The organism is Edaphobacillus lindanitolerans, from assembly GCF_900156305.1.
GTDB lineage: Bacteria > Bacillota > Bacilli > Bacillales_A > Planococcaceae > Bhargavaea > Bhargavaea lindanitolerans.
In genome coordinates, this window is record NZ_FTPL01000001.1 from 1,077,105 (window position 1) to 1,095,782 (window position 18,678).

Genomic DNA, 18,678 nt, shown 5'->3' on the forward strand with positions numbered 1-18,678 from the left:
CTAAGGAATATTCTTCTTTAAATCTAAAGTTATTTTCATCTCCTAAATCTTTTCAAGGATCTAAAGTTCTAGATCATACTTTTGTAAGTGATTTGGACGGAGACTCAGGAATTTTTCGATTTGCGAGAGAGATGAGCGTTAGCTTTAATTCTTCTTCCTTCATCGTAGATAGCGTGCTAAGGACGTAAAGTTGTTCTGATTCCGCAATTGGCGTCGCGCGTCCTATATGGATTTTCGGAAAGACTTGCTCTTGTTGGATTTCAGAAGTATCCAGAAGTTCTTCATACAGTTTCTCGCCCGGCCGGATGCCAGAGTAGGCGATGCCGATGTCTTCTACCTCATAGCCGGACAGCTTAATGAGGTTGCGGGCGAGGTCGGTGATTTTGACGGGTTCGCCCATGTCGAGGACGAATACTTCCCCGCCACTTGCGAGTGTGCCGGCCTGGATGACGAGCCGAGATGCTTCCGGGATCGTCATGAAGTAGCGGGTCATGCGCTCGTCGGTGACGGTGACCGGGCCGCCTGCCGCGATTTGTTTTTTGAACAACGGAACGACCGAGCCTCGGGAGCCGAGGACATTGCCGAACCGGACAGCGGCGAATTTTGTGTTGCTCGTCTTCGCAAGGTTTTGAACGACCATTTCGGCAAAGCGCTTCGTTGCGCCCATGACATTCGGCGGATTGACGGCTTTGTCTGTCGAGACGAGGACAAAGTAGCCAACACCAAATGTGTCGGCGGCTTCTGCAACATTTTTCGTGCCGAAGATGTTGTTCTTCACCGCTTCAAACGGGTTCGCTTCCATGAGCGGGACGTGCTTGTGTGCAGCTGCGTGATAGATCACGTCCGGCGCTAGTTCAGAGATGATGTCGAAGATCCGGTTGCGGTCCTGGACGTCTGCGATAACCGGGATGATCTCTGTGTTTTGTCCCATTCCTTTGAGTTCACGGTCAATGAGATAAATCGAGTTCTCTCCGTGACCGACCAGAACAAGCTTCTTTGGCTGGAATCTCATGACTTGTCGGCAAATTTCCGAGCCGATCGAGCCTCCTGCACCGGTCACCAATATCGTTTTATTCTCAAGCTTGTCCGCGATGGCTTTCATATCGAGTTCAACTTCTTCGCGGCCGAGCAGGTCTTCAATCTTCACGTCACGAATGTCATTCACCGATACTTTCCCGGTCATAAGGTCCTCGATACGCGGAATCGTCTGAGTACGGGCACCTGTGTCGATGCAAAGCTTTGTCAGTTCGGCTGTATCCATTTTGGGCATCGACGGGATAGCGATGACAATATTCTCGATTTGATGTTCTTTAACTAACCTGGGAATGTCTTTGAGGCCCCCGGCGACATTGACACCGTATATATCGAGTTGTTGTTTTGTCCGATCATCATCCACGAAAACGATCGGTTTGAGGCCGTTCTCCGGGTTTTGGTTCATTTGTCGGACAACCATTGTACCGGCTTGACCGGCTCCGACGACCATCGTTGGCTTGAATTCCCCGTTCGTCCGCTTGACTTTTGAGTCTCTATACATCCGCCATACGAACCGAGAGCCGCCGATCAACATTAGGTGAAGCATCCATGTAATCATCAGTGCCCGGAAATAGATGTGTTGGACACCAATCAATTGAACGACAGACACTACGGCAATCGTAATGGTTACTGACTTTATAATTGCCTTCAGCTCTCCGACCGAAGCGTAAGCCCACGCTTTTTTGTACAGACCGTAAAACGACGCAGTCACATGGTGCGCGACAAAAATGGTTAGGGCACTGATGAGCAAGGTTTTAGACTGGATGATGCCAGGTGTCGGATTTAAAAGTAGAAAACTTACATAAATCGACAAAAACACAATAAATGAATCGATCGTTGCCAAACCTGCAAGTCGTTTAGGGTAACTCATTGATTTGCCAATACCTCCTCTTAATTCGAAAGCCATAGCAACACTTGAGTCTATTATACCTCTCAACTAGTAACCTTTGGTATATTTAATTGCAAAATCCGACAGTTCACCCGAAAATAAACCATTTTTTCTTCTTTTCCAATACCTCCGGTTCCAACACAATGGCGTCTCTTTTCTCTATTACCCTGGCGTTGTTTTCCAGTGCTATATCGACAAAATCTGCCCGGCCCCTCTTTTCCAGGTAGGTAAGACCTGCATCAAAGTAGAACTTCCGTTTTTCTGTGTTATGGGCATCAGAACCATAGAAATGAACGAGTTTAGCATCAATCAGCCGGAGGGCAGCTTCCTTGATCGTGGAGCCGAATGAACCGTTGACGGCTCCTGCCGTCACTTGGGAAAGCGCACCATGGTTGACAAGTCGCAACAGGCGCTCAGGCTTTTCAACAATCGCCTTGTTCCTCTCCGGATGAGCAATGATTGGGGTGATTTTGTGGTTCATCAACCCCTGGATCACTCCCACTGTATAATTCGGGATGCTTTGGGACGGGAGTTCCAGCAGAAGATATTGGGATTCTGCGAGTGTCCAGAACTCTCCTCTCTTTAGCCGGTCAACCAGATCGTCACAAAGCCTGATTTCATGGCCTGATGAAAGCTCGATCTGAAGGCTCTCTTCTTTTGCAGCCGCCCTCAGCTTTCCGAGTCCATCTTCCACTGCTTCTTTTGATACATGGAACTGGGGATGGCAAACATGGGAAGTGGAAATTAAATGAGTGATGCCTTCCTTCTCTGCTTGTTTCAGCATGTCGACCGCAGTTTTCAGGTCTGTCGGCCCATCATCCGCGTCGGGAATGATATGCGTATGGATATCGATCATGTTTCCCTTTCCTTTCCTTCTGTAGATACAGGAAAAGAGCAAGAAGGCCCGCTCTTCTTACTCCTGTGTTCCGTAATATTGGTAATATCCGTCTTTGTCGATCTGATAGTTATTGAGAACCGTGCCAAGAACGCGTGCGCGTGCTTTTTCCAAAAGGGAAATAGCCTTTTCCAAGTTTTCCTTCTCCGTAGCGCCTGAATTCACCACGAAAATAGTCCCGTCGCTTTGGTTTGCCAGAATCTGCGCATCTGTCACCGAAAGAGTTGGGGGCGCATCAAAAACAATCATTTCATATTGTTGCTTCAACGAATCCACAAGCCGGGTCATTGCCCTGGAACCGAGCAGCTCTGCAGGATTCGGAGGGATTGGACCGCTCGTCATAATATGTAGATTCGGCGAGATTTCTGTTTGGCGGATCGCCTCATTGGCAGTCTGTTGCTGCGTCAGGACACTGGAAAGACCGGCACTATTAACCAGGTTGAACGTATAGTGCACAGTCGGCTTGCGCATGTCCGCATCAATGAGAAGGACACGCTTGCCGTCCTGCGCAAAAAGAGTCGCGATATTCGCTGACACGGTCGATTTCCCGTCTCCGGGAGTCGCCGATGTGACGAGAAGGGTGTTCAGCTCGTCATCCACCGTAGAGAAGATGATGTTCGATCTGAGCGTACGAAATTGCTCGGATACGACGGAACGGGGACTTGCAGAAACCACTAGTTTTCGGGCGCGCTGCTCAAGCTGGTTTTTCCTCTTTTTTCTCTTCAGCATCATTTGCGCCTCCTTTGTGATCGGACAACGTTCGAGAGGTTCACATCAGAATCCGGAATCGGGCTGATCAGGCCGATGATCGGCAGGCCGGTCAGCTCTTCGATATCATTTTCTGTTTTCACGGTCGTATCCAGATACTCCAAGAGGAACGCCAGACCCACTCCAAGCATGAGACCGATCACAGCGCCGATCGCCATATTCAAAATCGGATCCGGTTTCACCGGAGCAGGAGACGCGGGCATGACAGCAGGAGCCAGGATATTGACGTTATCCACATTCATCAATGTCGGAATTTCATGTTCAAAAACATTGGCCGTCGTGTTGGCAATTTCCACCGCACGCTGCTGGCTCGGATCTTGCACGGCCACTGTGATCACCTGGGAGTTCTGTTCACTGCTCACCGAGATCTTGCTGTTGAGCGAAGAGGCAGTCTCATCCAGGTTCAATTCTTTAATCACTTTGTTTAAGATCGCGGGGCTTTTGATGACGACATTGTATGTATTGATGAGCTGAAGGTTCGTCTGGATATCTTGAGAAGTGAACTGGGATGCTTCTCTTTCCGTCTGGTTCACCAAGATCTGGGTGGAGGCCTGGTAGATTGGCGTCATGACCAGGAAGCTGATGACCCCCGCCGCCGTCACCGTCAGTAAAACACTGAGCAGGATTAAGGTCAGCCGTTTCCGCAGTGTTTTGAACAGGTCCTGCAAACTGATTGTCTCTTCCATCCATTGTGCCCCTTTACTTTGTTAATAACTGTATATCTAACACTCACTCCCTCAGTATAGCATGAGTTTGGTAAGAATTGTGTCGATTATTACAACTCTCTGTTAAAATAGATTAGAATAAGTCTACTTATGTGATAATTTGATAAGTCTATATCAGAAGGGAAGTGAAAGCGAATGAGACTGAAATTGTTATTGCCGGTGGCTATTATTTGTGCACTCATTCTTGGCTTTAGCTATTACGCATGGACGTCCAGAGTCGAACAGGGTGCCGCCCAGCAAGTGATCAAATCAGGTTCAGGAGAAGCATCATCGAATGATGACGTCCAGGATGAGCAAGAAGGTGAGCAAGAAGATGTCAGTGCGAGATCGGATCTGTCCGCCGGGCAGCTGGAGGAGTTGACTGCCAACTTGCCGAAGAGTGCTGCGGCCATGCTTGCCGATCGGCTGGACAACGGAGAGCAAGCTCAGTTGCTTGTGATTGGCTCATCTTCGTTTGATGCACCGGCGAGTCAATTCACGTCAGAGGTTCAGCAGGCCTATGGAGGTTTCATCGAGCCGGACGTTTACACTTTTGACGGGACGTCGGAACAGTTCATTGAGTCGGAACTGGACGCGGTCGATTGGAAGAAAGGGTATGACCTTGTCGTCTATGAACCGTTTACACTGAACAATAACGGTCAGGTGATCATTGAAGAGGAGCATCAGGACATCTTGACGGTGAAAAACCGGGCCGAGGAAGAAGTGGACGATGCAGCGTTCTTCATCACCCCGCCGCAGGCGATTCATAATCCGAACTACTATCTAACTCAGATCAATGCTCTGCAGAAGTTTGCCGACGACCAGAAGATTGCTTATATCGACCATTGGGAAGAGTGGCCGGACGCCGGAAAAGATGAAATCCTTGAGTATGTGGATGCCGACTACAAACTGACCGAAAAAGGAATTGACACATGGTCTGGCGCACTGATCAACTATTTCACGGGTAAATAAAGATGAAGATACAAAACAGCCGGCCATCAAATGGGCCGGCTGTTGCTGTTTCATGATGTGATTTCGAGCTGCTGTTTCAGTTGAGAGGAAATCGAATCAAGTTCCTCGTCGTTCATCAGGTAATACCAGATGCCGTCCATCTTCTGGCCCTGGCCTTTTTCCACGATAATCTGATTAACGTTGCGCGTCGCATCCCGGTAGTTCTTCTGCAGGTCATTCATCTCGTCGAACGTCAGATTGGTCCGGACGTTTTTGCTGATCGCCCCGAAAATCGAGCGGTAATTCATCAGGCTGTCGAGCGAAGCGCCTTTTTTGATCACGCCTTGGATGACGTCTTTCTGCCGATCTTGGCGTCCGAAGTCTCCACGCGGGTCCTGTTTCCTCATTCGCACATAGGCCAGTGCCTCATCCCCGTTGATCTGGACAGGGCCCTCAGGGAATGTGTACTGTCCCTGAGAAAAGGCAAGGTCGTTATCCACCGTAATCCCGCCGACCGCATCGACAATCTCTTTGAAGCTCTCCATGTTCACCTGGACGACGTAATCAATCGGAATGTCGAGCAGATTTTCAACACTCGCCATGGACATTTCCACTCCGCCGAACGCGAACGCATGGTTGATCTTGTCCTTGACGCCCTTCCCGACGATCTCAGTGTATGTATCCCGCGGCAAACTGACCATCGTCGTCTTTTTCTCTTTCGGATTGACTGTAAGTACAATCATCGTATCCGAACGGCCTTTGTCTCCTTCACGCTCATCCACACCAAGGACAAGAACCGAAAACGGCTCTTTTTTGTCCAGCTCCACTGCTTTTTGCCGCTTATCGGAGGCCTTCCGCTCCAATGGTGAATGGATCTCCTTTGCGGTATCCGTCAACTCTTTGTATACCAGTCCGGCATACACGCCGACCGCCAGCAAGATGAGGACAATCGGCCCGACAATCCACGGCCAGATCCGCTTTTTCTTGCGACGGCCCCTTCTTTTTTCTGCCATTTGCTATTCCCCTATTCCCATCGTTTTTTGTCTCTCTCTGTAGAATCTCCTACATTATAATCCATTTCACCTAAAATGGCGCAAAAAATTTAATTAATATTCTGGATTGTGATTTCGTTAAGGTGTGGCTGATGCCAGTCAGGCTTGGGCTGAGCTCAATTAAGGTGGACTATAAAAATTTCTTTTTACTGTGCGGGCAAGTCTCTTTCGAAGTCTAACAGTGTCGAACTATTATAGAAGGTAATCGAGAAAGCGAGCCGGGTAACGGATGTCCCGGCTCGCTTTTGTGTCTCTCTCCCTCACACCGACGGTTCGTTCAACACGCTTTCTTCCAATACAGAGGACTTGTCTCCATATACTTTCGTCAGATGTTGTTCTCCCCATGTGCAAAGCGAGTTCAGGATGCCTTCCAGGCTTTGTCCGTATTCGCTGAGCTCGTATTCGACTTTCGGGGGGACCTGATTGTAGACGATCCGGTTGATGACCCCGTCTTCCTCCAGCTCACGCAACTGTTGGGTGAGCATTTTTTGGGTGATGTTCGGCATGAGCCGCTTGAGCTCGCTCGTGCGTTTTTTTCCGTGGGTCAGATGGCAGAGAATCACGCATTTCCACTTCCCGCCGATCACTTCCAATGTGGCCTCAACGGAAATATTGTATTTTTTTCTGTGCATCCATAATTCCTCCTGTCATAGGCACTAAAAAGTACCTATGTTACTTTTGTGTTCCTATATCACTTTAAAGTGCGTACTTTCCATATCCGCTTGTAGATATCATAATAACATTTGTGCTGCAGAATACAACACAGAAAAGGGGGTAGAACATGGATATTGGAAAGAAACAAAGCACGTTGGCATTGATTGTTTTGGCAGTCAGTGCATTTGCCATCGGCACAACTGAATTCATCAGCGTCGGCCTGCTGCCTTTGATTGCAGGCGACTTAAATATCCCGGTGACCACCGCGGGGCTGACCGTTTCCCTGTATGCCCTGGGCGTCACATTCGGGGCGCCTGTATTGACTTCCCTGACATCCAAAATGTCACGCAAGACATTGCTGCTTTGGATTATGGTCGTCTTTATTGTCGGTAATACGCTCGCCGCATTGTCCACGACAATCGGGGTCTTGCTGGCCGCACGCGTCATCTCCGCCCTTTCTCACGGGGTCTTCATGTCGATCGGTTCGACCATCGCAGCAGACCTGGTCCCGGAAAACCGGAGAGCGAGCGCGATATCAATAATGTTTACAGGCCTGACCGTGGCCACGGTCACCGGTGTCCCGTTCGGTACCTTCATCGGACAGCAGTTCGGCTGGAGGGCTGCGTTTGCCACGATCGTGGTGATCGGCGTGATTGCCTTCATCGCAAACAGCGTATTGCTTCCCGGTAATTTGCGCAAAGGGGCCAAGTCATCATTCCGTGATCAGTTTAAACTGGTGACGAACAGCCGGCTGCTGCTCCTGTTCATCATTACGGCACTCGGCTACGGCGGAACATTTGTCGTGTTCACCTTCTTATCCCCGTTGCTCCAGAACATCACCGGGTTCAAAGAGGGAACGGTGGCCATTATCCTATTTGCCTACGGAATCGCCATCGCGATCGGGAATACGGTCGGCGGGAAACTGTCGAACCATGATCCGATCCGCGCTCTGTTCTATATGTTCATCGTACAGGCGGTTGTTTTGCTGATCCTGATGTTCACGGCTCCATTCAAGATCGCCGGTCTCATCACGATCTTCTTCATGGGACTGCTGGCCTTCATGAACGTGCCCGGCCTGCAAGTATCGGTGGTCATGCTTGCTGAGCGCTATGTTCCCAGCGCGACCGATGTGGCATCTGCGATCAATATTGCTGCATTTAATGCCGGAATTGCGTTAGGCTCTTATTTAGGCGGACTGATCACGCACTCGATCGGTCTGATTCATACCACCTGGGTCGGCGCGATCATGGTTGCGGCAGCGGCCGTCCTGACCGGCTGGAGCCGGATCCTGGAACGGAAAGATCAAGAAACGATCAAACATTTTGGAGGGACTACACATGACAGCATCTAATTTGAAAGACACGACAGCATTGCACAACGGCGTCAACATGCCTTGGTTCGGCCTTGGCGTATTTAAAGTTGAGGAAGGCCCCGAACTGGTGAATGCAGTCAAAACCGCAATTAAACACGGTTACCGCAGCATTGACACCGCCGCGATTTATGAAAACGAAACAGGCGTCGGCCAAGGGATTCAGGAAGGCCTGAAAGAAGCCGGCATTACAAGAGAAGACCTGTTTGTCACGTCGAAAGTATGGAACAGCGACCTTGGTTATGAGTCGACTATTGCCGCATATGAAGCGAGCCTGGAGAGACTCGGCCTCGAATATCTGGACCTGTACTTGATCCACTGGCCGGTTGAAGGCAAGTACAAAGACGCTTGGAGAGCCCTCGAAACCCTCTACAAAGAAGGCCGCGTCAAATCGATCGGCGTGAGCAACTTCCAGATCCATCATCTGGAGGATCTGATGAAAGACGCTGAAGTCAAACCGATGGTCAATCAGGTTGAGCGCCATCCGCGTCTGACGCAAAAAGAACTGCAGGCATTTTGCCAAGAGCACGGGATTCAGCTTGAAGCGTGGTCCCCGCTTATGCAAGGTCAGCTCCTGGACAATGATGTCCTTCAGGGGATTGCCGACAAGCACGGCAAGTCGGTTGCACAGGTGATTTTGCGCTGGGATCTGCAACAAGGCGTTGTGGTCATTCCGAAATCCACGAAAGAGCACCGCATCGTAGAGAATGCGGATGTGTTTGACTTCGAATTATCGAAAGAGGAAATGGAGACCATCGACGGACTGAACCAGGACCACCGCGTCGGGCCGGATCCGGACAACTTCGACTTTTAATCTGTAGTGAAATACCGGGCAGTCCCGCTTGATGTGGGGCTGCCCGTCCTATTAATAAACGAACAAACCAGGGAGGGACTTGCATGGAACTTTACTTAAACGGAAAAACCGCATTGGTCACGGGCTCCACATCGGGGATCGGCAAAGCCATCGCGACGTCATTGGCGGCGGAAGGGGTTCACGTGCTGATTAACGGGCGGCGCGAAGAAAAAGTGACCGAAACCATCCGGGACATCCAAGCCGAACATCCCGAGGCGGTCCTTCATCCGGCCATCGCCGATCTCGCGACGGAACAAGGATGCCAGGAAATCTTTGAAGCGTATCCCGAAGTCGATATTCTGGTCAACAACCTCGGGATTTTCGAGCCTGCCGAGTATTTCGACATCCCGGATGAAGAGTGGTTCCGCATGTTTGAAACGAATATCATGAGCGGCGTCCGGCTCACCCGCCGCTACCTGAAGCAAATGATTGAAAAAGGCGACGGCCGCGTCATCTTCATCGCCAGCGAAGCCGCCATCATGCCTTCCCTGGAAATGGCGCACTACAGCGCCACCAAAACGATGCAGCTCTCCCTATCCCGCAGCCTCGCCGAACTGACAAAGGGAACGAAAGTGACGGTCAACACGGTGATGCCGGGCTCCACCCTGACAGAAGGCGTGGAAACGATGTTGGAGACTCTGTACCCGGATGAACACCTGTCGATCGAAGAAGCCGAAACACACTTCATGAAAGAAAACCGGCCCACCTCGATCATCCAGCGACTCATCCGTCCGGAAGAAATCGCCCACTTCGTCACCTACCTGAGCAGCCCTCTCTCCTCCGCCGTCAACGGCTCCGCCCTGCGGATCGACGGCGGACTGGTGCGGAGTGTGTTTTGAGATCAATGTGCCAGAAACAAGCACAGAGTGCGCTCTGTGCTTGTTTTTTATGGGCTTTTATATAGGCGAGGCGGCGAGTCCCTACCAAACGCCTCCGAATCCCTACCTATCACGGTTGAATCCCTACCTTTTGTGCTCGAGCCCCTACCTTTCCCTTCCGAGTCCCTACCTTTACAATAAAGAAAAACCAGAACCCATCCCAAAAGGAATGAGTTCCTCTCACTATGAGTGATATGAATCCCTACCTATTGCGGTCGAATCCCTACCTATCAAGTTTGAATCGCTACTATTTGAGGTCGAATCGCTACCTTTCATCGATGAATCACAACCTTTTCCTCCCGAATCCCTACCTTTCTAGAAAGAGCGAGAATGTATAAAGCCCATCCGGAGGGATGGGCTCCGCTTACTATGAGTGATACGAATCCCTACCTATTGCGGTCGAATCCCTACCATTCGCACTCGAGTCCCTACCTTTCCCCTGTGAGTCGCTACCTTTTGCTGTTGAGTCTCTACCTATCACTTCCGAGTCCCTACCTCCCGTCCGTCCCTCCCACCTTCACCCGCCGCCTCAGCTGCATGTTGGTTAATCCCCGGAATGGGTCAATGGTATAAGCTGTGTTCACGGAAGTGCCGACTCGTTGCAGGTCGAACAGCGCCAGGATGCGGGTGGCGGCATATTTATCTTTGAGGCCGAGGAATTTCCTTAACTGCAGGTTATTGATCGTCGGATGGATGAGAAGGAACCAGTCGAGGATGGCCCGGCCATAGTCGGGGGCTGTCTGGACGCTGCAGTCGTCACAGCGGCAGGTGCGCTCAGTGACAAACCGCATCCGAGCGTGGCAGACCGGGCAGAGGAATCCCCGTTTCAAGTCGTTCGGATTGATCCCGAAACGCTTGCAGAGCGGGAATGGATTGAAGCGGTATTTCTCCTCCGCCAGCAAGCTGACCAAATGATTGAACTCGGAAACGTTCATCGAGTCCCGCATGTGGTCAAACGATTGCTGAAGATAGAGTGACACTTCGCGGACCGGAATGATCGGCGCCTCATCAGGCAGCCCCTCCCACAGGTTGTTCGAGACAAACGCGATTTTTCCATTCACCGGGAGCACAATCCCCCGATCTGTGAGCCATCGTTCAAGTCCCTTCATTTGTGTGTCCAATTGCATAATCGGGCACGGAAACGGGGTGATTTCTTCGTTTTGGTCAACTCGCTCCAGTCTGCGGGGATTGTGCCGATAGCGCAGAATCCCTTTGTAGAGCTTCGCTTCCAGAATCCAGGCTCCCCTTGGGGTCAAGATCACCGTATCGATCTGCACGATATGGTCCGGCCCGATTTCCAGCTCCAAATCGGTCAATACCTTGGCCGGTCCCGGGATTCGCGTCAGCCTCACATACTTATCGACCATGCGCTCACCGGCCCTGCCGGCTTTCGCCCGATACACTGCATCCTGAATCTCATTCTGCTTCTCATGGGAATCGGGCAGCAAAACCAGCAGCCGCTCCAGCGCATGCAACTCAACCGACCTTCCCCTCGCCACGAACATGCCATCCCCCCTTGCCCCCCAGCATAGCAAGGGACTGGTGAAGTGGGCCAACCGGCAATTTTTGAATTTGAGTACGGAATTTACCCGGAAATTGAATTTCGGGACGCTCGGATGGTGTGTGAATTTTTGATTGTTTCGCTTCAAGTTCTCGCGGATAAACGGATTCGGAGGCCGTTTGGGTTGTGGAGCAAAATTGAAATTTGGCAGTTCCGGTGAAACCCTACGATCGAGGGACGAGTCCCTACCCATCCCCTTCGAATCCCTACCTCCGGGCCTTTAGTCGCTACCTAACACACCTGAATCGCTACCTAATTCCTCTGAGTCACTACCTCCTCCTGGTAGCCCTGTCATGAGTCTTCAGGCGAAACGATGATGAGATTGATGAATAAGCAGCAAAAAGCGTCCTGCTGCGGGCGCTTTTTGATTTGATTGATGATCACGCTAAAAAGTAAACGGAAAATTTAAAACACTCATTGACTTACTACTACCCAGGTAGTAAATTTAGTTCAGGAGGAGTTAAATGAAAACTGATAAGGCTTTATCGACACTGAAAAAATACGGTTTTACTGAATATGAAGCAAAGATTTACATGGCATTGCTTGAGCGGCACCCCCTTAACGGGAACGAAATCGCCACTCAGTCAGGCGTTCCAAATCCCAAAGTATATGAAGCGTTAAAGCGCCTGACCGATCGAAACGTCATATTTAACGTTTCGGAAGGTACGGTGGTGAACAAGAAACTATATTCGCCGCTTCCCTATGATGAATTGCTTCAGTCATTGAAAGCAGAATTCGAGGAAGACCATGAACTGCTGGATGATTATTTCAAAAATCTCTCCACAAAAAACAATGTAGACTGGTCCGAGCTTTATCATATTTCGGGGTATGCAGCTTCTCTTGAAGCTTTAAAGGAGTTGATCAACGGGGCTGCCGACAACATTTACATTAGTTGCTGGAATGAGGAGTTAATCCATCTGATGCATGAATTGAAAGAGGCGGAAAGCCGTGGCGTCAAAGTGGTCTCCATTTCATTTGATCAGCCCGAAGCTCCCGTTACGTGGCATCACTATCATCACCATGTAGGTGCATTTTCCGATAAACGTCATATCGGAGAGCTCTCTTGCGCAGTCGATGACCGGAGAGTATTCATTCTCCATTCTGCCGGAGCGGACACCCATTCGATCATCTCCAGCCATGCCGCCTTGATCCGGACAACCATTAACTATATTAGGCATGACATCTACATCAATCAGGTTGTCAAAGACTTCCCGAAGGAGCTCGTTAAACAATACGGCGATCAATTTGAAAGACTGCTGAATCGTTTTTAATCGGCATCAATGACTGACTTCTATAGAACTAAAGAACAAGGAGGGCCGAATCTTCAACACCATTACTCAAAGGGGGATTATCCAATGGGGGAGAACAAACGAAAAGTGATTGATCTAAGCGTTCCGATGGACGCAAACGCGAAGGAGCCGTTCCCGCCGAAAATTGAGTACGAGGCACACGAAAGGGGTGCGGAACAGGCTGCAGCCATTCTGGGACTGGAGAAAAGCAATTTCCCGGATAGTAAGGCCTGGGCGGTTGAAACACTGACGCTAACGACCCACACCGGTACACATGTGGACGCACCTTGGCATTATGCAGATCAAACGGCAGGTGAACGCTCACGCACAATCGATGAGCTGCCGCTGGATTGGTTTTATGGAGACGGGGTCCTATTCGATTTCAGTGATAAAGCGGCCGGTTACGAACTTCAAGTAAGTGACTTTAAAGAGCGGCTGGCAGAGATGGATTATGCTTTGAAACCCTATGACATCGTGTTGGTTCGGACAGACGCCGACAAACGTTTCTACGAGGAAGACTATGCGTTTTGCCACGCAGGTGTTTCCGCAGATGCGACCCGTTGGTTGATAAGCGAGGGAATTAAAGTGATGGGGATTGACGCTTGGGGCTGGGATATCCCCCTCCCCCTGCAGGCTCAGCAGTACCGGGAGAACCCGCAAGATGATATTCTTTGGGCCGCACACTTCGTCGGGAAGGAAGCCGAATACTGCCAAATCGAGAAGCTGGCAAACTTGGATCAACTGCCAAAAAAACATGGTTTCAAGGTGGCTGCCTTCCCCATCAATATTAAAAATGCCAGTGCAGGATGGGCCAGACCGGTTGCGATATTCGAATAAAGGGGGATTTGAATGAGCTTCAACAGTGTGTTCTTGCTCTTCTTCGTTGCCTTCATCGCCGTTCTTCTGGCGGGAGGATGGGTGACACGCAAATGGGTGACCGGTTCAAATGACTACTTTATCGCCGGCCGGGAAGTTGGGCTCCTCGTAAATATCTTCGGGGTGGCCGCCATCGGATTCGCCGGCACAATCATCACACTTGGCCCGGGGCTCGCCATCATGACCGGTTTCTGGGGATCGTTTGGTTTCGGACTGATCTATGGTATTGGCGGGCTGGCTCTTTATGGCTTGCTGTTTGCGCCATACATCCGCCGCTCCGGAGCCCATACGTTGTCCGAGTGGCTGGAAATGCGGTTTGATAAACGGACGAGGACGCTCGTCACAGTGGCGACCATTCTGGGTCTCCTGGGCATCATGGCGAACAACGTCATGTCCATGGCGATCGTAACCACCAGCTTTACGGGCTGGTCATTAATTGGGACACTCTCCGCAATCTTTGCCATGTTCCTTCTGTTTACGTACATCGGCGGGTTCTGGGCAGTCACTCTGACAGACTTTGTCCAGATGTGCATCGGTCTGATTGCATTGCCGGTTATGTTGATCACCATCATATCGAAATTTGGCGGCATGTCCTTCATCGGGTCAAATTGGGCAGGTCCCGGAAGTTACTGGACGAGCGGGATTGGCGGCGGCCAGTTGCCGGTCTTGTCCCTGCAGTATCCGAGTGTCCTGACGTTTGGTATTCTGTTCGCCTGCTTCCTAGTGTGGGGGAACAATTATTATTGGCTGCGTGTATCTTCAACCAGAAGTGAACGGACTGCCAAGCTTTCGTTCGTCTACGGAGCACTGCTGCTCGTTTTCGTTCCCATTCTCATTCTGGCATTCACCGGTTTGTATGCGGGTTCCGCAATGGGTGATCAATTCCTCCCCTACGGAACCGTCGATCCGACAGCCGCTTTCGGCGTAGTTTTGAAAGCGCTGCCAATCGTAGTGGCTGCATTCGCTTTACTCGGAGCGCTTGCTGCCTCGATTTCCACTTCAACAACTGCGCTGATAGGGGCTTCCAGTACTGCAGTCCGTGACTTGTATCAGCGGTATGTCCGACCGAACGCAACCTCTAAAGAGCTGACTGTTCCGTCCAAATTGATCACGCTCGCTTTGGGGTTGATCGTGTGGCTTCTGTGCTTCTATCCGGGCGGGCCGCTCTATCTCTTTGCGTTTTCCACTGCCTGGCTTGGAGCTCCTTCCATTCTTGTATTTCTTGGAATGTGGTGGAAGCGGACGACGAAGACAGGCGCTTTCTATGGAGCAGTCGTCGGGATTTCCGCAACCGCTGTATTCACCGTGCTGGACTTGACGAAAGTCTTTCCACTTGGAGCTTATACCCATGTCGGGGTGGTCGGGCTCATCGCCACTGTACTGACCACGGTGATCATCAGCCTCCTGACAAAACCTGATTATTATGCTTTGAAAGGATTTGATGGCCCGGTCGGTCCGACGGGCACATTGACCGAAGAAGAGAAGAAGGTCATGACCCTGATTCATTACGGATATGACACAATGGCTGAGATCAGTGACATGCTCGGTGTGGATTCGTCTGTCAGCAATAAAATCATCGAAAATCTGGACAAGCGGCACCTGATCGGACGGAAAAAATACTCGGGTCCCGGATTCTATACATTCCACATCCAGAAGGGCCTGGCTCCAGAATTATTTTTGAAAGGCTCCAGCCTGCATTATTCTGATGATCAGCTGACCGGAGAAGACTTTATCTTCCTGCAAAAGCTCCGACATGGGATGGGAGCGCTGAATCAATATATTCGCGAGACCGGGTTTGATTCTCTGCATGCATCTGCAATATTGTCGAAACTCATCAAACAGGGCTTCTTGATTGAAAAGGGGCTATGGAGACGCCAGGTGATCTTGAGTCCCCAGGGCAACGGGATCCTTCAAAAATACAGCGGTATTTCAGGGCCAGCCCCTGCCCTTCAGGAAGTACAGTGACACAATAGGAGGAGAACACATTTGAAGTTCGTTACCTTTGTATACCAAGACAATCAACAACAGGCCGGATACATTGAGGGCGGGAAGGTCTATCCCATATCCCTGGACTTGAATGGAACAGAAATCACCACCATGCTGGATTTCATTCGCCATAGCGGCAAGGCATTGTCCGCATTGGAAGAGCTGGGTAAAGACGTTCAATCGTATGGGTTGGAAGAAGTCCGTCTCCTTGCCCCTCTTCCGAATCCATCAAGCGTCCGAGACTTCATGGCATTTGAGCAGCATCTGCTCAATGCATCCAAACAAAGTGGTTTGACCGTGCACCCGCAATGGTATGAAATCCCCGTCTTTTATTTCTCGAATCACCAGTCGATCCACGGCCCGGAACAGGAAGTTGAAATTCCGCCGCATTGCGAGAAGTTTGATATCGAATTGGAAATCGCCGCGGTTATCGGTAAAGAAGGCCGCAATATCAGAGCAGAAGAAGCAGATGAATACATCTTTGGATACACCATCTTCAACGACTGGTCTGCACGCGACTTGCAGATGCAGGAAATGCAAGTCGGACTTGGCCCGGCAAAAGGAAAAGACGCTGCCACTTCCATCGGACCGTTCATTGTCACAAAAGATGAACTGGAGGAACATCGGAATGGTGATCGGTACGACCTGAAAATGACTGCCAAAATTAACGGCAAACAACTGTCCGAAGGAAACTTTAAAGACATATACTACTCATTCGGCCAAATGATCGAACGAGCCTCATCAGGGACCACGCTCTATCCGGGAGACATCATCGGCTCCGGCACAGTCGGAACCGGCTGCATCCTCGAAGCCGGACCGGACGTTCAGCCATGGCTGAAACCCGGGGATGAAGTGGAGCTTGAGATTGAGGGGCTTGGGGTGTTGAGGAATCGGGTGAAGTAAAGAGAATCACAGCAAGAACAGGAACATTTAAGAGCAGTCCTCTAATGAGAGCTGCTCTTTTTTCATTTATGTTTTTAAAGTTCGTATTTCATGGGCTTTTTCAATCAAGGAGTGCCTGATGGCGCTTCTTTTTTTCACTACAGATACCGACATGCAAGGTTTCGGCCGTTCCGGCAGATGCTCTATTTATGATGGGGCTCCGCTTCCCTTGTTGACAAAATCCTGTTTCCGCCGTACACTTTAGCACAACATAAAGCGTAAAAGTCTGTTGGCAGACGCAGTAGCTTAGGATTCCTGCAGAAGATAGAGATCGGATGGTTGGTGAGAATCCGAGCGGACCCGGAGTGAATTACACCTGCCTGAATGATGCAGATGATTTTTTGAGAGGGCAAGCGTTGCTTGTCAATTAGGGTGGTACCGCGAAGACTCTTCGTCCCTATGTGGAGAAGGGCTTTTTTTGTGCGCTTTTTTAAGGGGGAATTCGAATGTTGCAGTCGACGAAGTTGAAGCTGCCGGTTTGGGAAGCACTTTTGGTTTTGCTGGTGATCTTTGCATCCATCAGCATTTGTATTATCGGGCTCGGGATGAATCCGCACCTGCCCATCATCTTTTCGATCATTTTCTTGATGCTTTACGGACGGTTAAAGGGGCTTTCAAACCAAGAGATTGAGAAGGGTTTGATCAACGGGGCCTCTTCGGGTCTGGGTGCTGTCTATATCTTTTTCTTCATCGGAATGCTGATCAGCAGCTGGATGGCGAGCGGGACGATCCCGAGCCTCATGTTCTATGGTTTTCATTTATTCTCGGATCTGCCGCTTTATTTCTCCGTCTTTGTCGTGACGTCCATTGTGGGGGTCGGGATCGGCAGTGCGTTCACTACGGCCGCGACAATCGGGGTGGCGTTTATCGGGATGGCCACGGCACTGGACGCCTCTTTGGCCATAACGGCCGGTGCCATTGTTTCAGGAGCCTTTTTGGGAGATAAAATGTCCCCTCTTTCAGAAACGACCAACCTCTCTTCCGAAACCGTCGGTGTCCCCCTTTTTGAACACATTAAGAATATGATGTGGACCACGGTTCCGGCGTTTATCATCACAGCCATCGCGTTTGTTGTGTTGTCACCGGAAAAAGGACAAAGCACAACAGAAATCTCGACATTTCTGCAGGCGTTGGAGGATTACAGCCATATTAGCTGGGTTGCGTTTATCCCGTTTGTGATTGTAGCGGCTCTGGCGATGCTGAAGGTCTCCGCGATCCCGACTTTGTCCGCCGGGATTGTCAGCAGTGTCGTGATTGCCTTCATTTATGACCCATCCCTCACTTTCTCCAAGATGGCCGACATTTTGTTTTCCGGATTTGTCATGGACAGCAACGTGGAGCAGCTGAATTCGGTGCTGTCCGGCGGCGGAATTGAGAGCATGATGTTCTCCATATCGCTGGTATTGCTGGCGCTCGGCATGGGCGGGCTGCTGTTTTTGCTTGGGATCATTCCAACGATTCTGCAGGCACTTGAAAGTGGGCTGACCAGTGCCCTCCGCCTGATTTCTGCCACGGCCTGTACGGCAATCGGCCTGAACTTCTTCGTTGGCGAACAGTACTTGTCCATCCTGATCACAGGGAAGGCGTTTGAAGGACAATACACGAAGCTGGGCTACAATAAGAAGGCGTTATCGAGGGCCCTGGAGGACACGGGCACCGTGATCAATCCGCTTGTGCCTTGGGGCGTCGCCGGTGTATTCATCGCCGGCGTGCTGGGCGTCCCCACGGTGGAATACGTACCGTTCGCGTTCTTCTGCCTGCTCTCCCCGTTCCTGACGATTTTGAGCGGGGTGACGCAGATCGGGTTGTCCAAGAGGTGATCCATTTTTTGATGATGTCGGATCATCAGGCTTCCATCCGAAAAAAGACCGCATCGAGATAAAACACATCTCCTCCCGACAACATTTCCCGGAGTCTTCTTCATTCAGCACAACCTTCACTATTAACAAAGAAGCCGCTCTCTTTTAATCCGAGAGCGG

General features: G+C 50.5%; 16 protein-coding genes. 9 read left to right on the top strand and 7 right to left on the bottom strand.

The window, feature by feature from the left end:
* Positions 1 to 73: 73 nt before the first annotated feature.
* The 4 genes from B0B07_RS04990 to B0B07_RS05005 form a co-directional block, all read right to left on the bottom strand.
* The gene (locus B0B07_RS04990) at positions 74 to 1,903 is read right to left on the bottom strand and encodes a polysaccharide biosynthesis protein (protein ID WP_076757230.1); all 1,830 of its coding nucleotides are present in this window, start codon (positions 1,901 to 1,903) and stop codon (positions 74 to 76) included.
* 106 nt (positions 1,904 to 2,009) lie between these two features.
* Entirely contained in the window at positions 2,010 to 2,777 is a 768-nt protein-coding gene (locus tag B0B07_RS04995; RefSeq protein ID WP_076757231.1) for a tyrosine-protein phosphatase, read from the bottom strand.
* Between the two features lie 57 nt (positions 2,778 to 2,834).
* On the bottom strand, positions 2,835 to 3,545 hold the full coding sequence (locus B0B07_RS05000) for a CpsD/CapB family tyrosine-protein kinase (protein WP_076757232.1): 711 nt from the start codon (positions 3,543 to 3,545) through the stop codon (positions 2,835 to 2,837).
* Positions 3,545 to 4,270, bottom strand: a complete 726-nt coding sequence (locus tag B0B07_RS05005; RefSeq protein ID WP_076757233.1) for a YveK family protein — start codon at positions 4,268 to 4,270, stop codon at positions 3,545 to 3,547. The genes B0B07_RS05000 and B0B07_RS05005 overlap by 1 nt, the downstream gene beginning before the upstream one ends.
* A gap of 174 nt (positions 4,271 to 4,444) precedes the next feature.
* Here B0B07_RS05005 and B0B07_RS05010 point away from each other — a divergent pair, with 174 nt between their 5' ends.
* Positions 4,445 to 5,260 carry a hypothetical protein gene (locus B0B07_RS05010; protein WP_144264293.1) on the top strand — a complete coding sequence of 272 codons (816 nt, stop codon included), beginning with the start codon at positions 4,445 to 4,447 and terminating at the stop codon, positions 5,258 to 5,260.
* Between the two features lie 50 nt (positions 5,261 to 5,310).
* Here the strand turns inward: B0B07_RS05010 and tagU are convergent, their stop codons facing one another.
* Together tagU and B0B07_RS05020 are read right to left on the bottom strand one after the other, a co-directional pair.
* Positions 5,311 to 6,252, bottom strand: a complete 942-nt coding sequence (tagU, locus tag B0B07_RS05015; RefSeq protein ID WP_076757235.1) for a polyisoprenyl-teichoic acid--peptidoglycan teichoic acid transferase TagU — start codon at positions 6,250 to 6,252, stop codon at positions 5,311 to 5,313.
* 299 nt (positions 6,253 to 6,551) lie between these two features.
* On the bottom strand, positions 6,552 to 6,923 hold the full coding sequence (locus B0B07_RS05020) for a winged helix-turn-helix transcriptional regulator (RefSeq protein WP_076757236.1): 372 nt from the start codon (positions 6,921 to 6,923) through the stop codon (positions 6,552 to 6,554).
* 149 nt (positions 6,924 to 7,072) lie between these two features.
* Between B0B07_RS05020 and B0B07_RS05025 the strand changes: the two genes are divergently transcribed.
* From B0B07_RS05025 to B0B07_RS05035, 3 genes are all read left to right on the top strand, one after another.
* Positions 7,073 to 8,296: an MFS transporter gene (locus B0B07_RS05025; RefSeq protein ID WP_076757237.1), complete on the top strand. Its 1,224-nt coding sequence runs from the start codon at positions 7,073 to 7,075 to the stop codon at positions 8,294 to 8,296.
* The gene (locus tag B0B07_RS05030; protein WP_076757238.1) at positions 8,283 to 9,128 is read left to right on the top strand and encodes an aldo/keto reductase; all 846 of its coding nucleotides are present in this window, start codon (positions 8,283 to 8,285) and stop codon (positions 9,126 to 9,128) included. The genes B0B07_RS05025 and B0B07_RS05030 overlap by 14 nt, the downstream gene beginning before the upstream one ends.
* Before the next feature lie 83 nt (positions 9,129 to 9,211).
* Positions 9,212 to 10,006: an SDR family NAD(P)-dependent oxidoreductase gene (locus B0B07_RS05035; protein WP_076757239.1), complete on the top strand. Its 795-nt coding sequence runs from the start codon at positions 9,212 to 9,214 to the stop codon at positions 10,004 to 10,006.
* Between the two features lie 530 nt (positions 10,007 to 10,536).
* On the opposite strand, the gene B0B07_RS05040 is transcribed toward B0B07_RS05035, so the two are convergent.
* Complete coding sequence (locus B0B07_RS05040; RefSeq protein WP_159438420.1) at positions 10,537 to 11,550, bottom strand: nuclease-related domain-containing protein; 1,014 nt, start codon at positions 11,548 to 11,550, stop codon at positions 10,537 to 10,539.
* A 520-nt stretch (positions 11,551 to 12,070) separates the two neighbouring features.
* Between B0B07_RS05040 and B0B07_RS05045 the strand changes: the two genes are divergently transcribed.
* The 5 genes from B0B07_RS05045 (at position 12,071) to nhaC (ending at position 18,519) form a co-directional block, all read left to right on the top strand.
* On the top strand, positions 12,071 to 12,877 hold the full coding sequence (locus tag B0B07_RS05045; RefSeq protein ID WP_076757241.1) for a TrmB family transcriptional regulator: 807 nt from the start codon (positions 12,071 to 12,073) through the stop codon (positions 12,875 to 12,877).
* A gap of 84 nt (positions 12,878 to 12,961) precedes the next feature.
* Positions 12,962 to 13,732, top strand: a complete 771-nt coding sequence (locus tag B0B07_RS05050) for a cyclase family protein (protein WP_076757242.1) — start codon at positions 12,962 to 12,964, stop codon at positions 13,730 to 13,732.
* A gap of 12 nt (positions 13,733 to 13,744) precedes the next feature.
* Entirely contained in the window at positions 13,745 to 15,736 is a 1,992-nt protein-coding gene (locus B0B07_RS05055; RefSeq protein ID WP_076757243.1) for a sodium:solute symporter family protein, read from the top strand.
* 21 nt (positions 15,737 to 15,757) lie between these two features.
* Positions 15,758 to 16,660, top strand: a complete 903-nt coding sequence (locus B0B07_RS05060; protein ID WP_076757244.1) for a fumarylacetoacetate hydrolase family protein — start codon at positions 15,758 to 15,760, stop codon at positions 16,658 to 16,660.
* A gap of 485 nt (positions 16,661 to 17,145) precedes the next feature.
* Positions 17,146 to 18,519: a Na+/H+ antiporter NhaC gene (gene nhaC, locus B0B07_RS05065; protein ID WP_076757245.1), complete on the top strand. Its 1,374-nt coding sequence runs from the start codon at positions 17,146 to 17,148 to the stop codon at positions 18,517 to 18,519.
* Positions 18,520 to 18,678 lie beyond the last annotated feature (159 nt).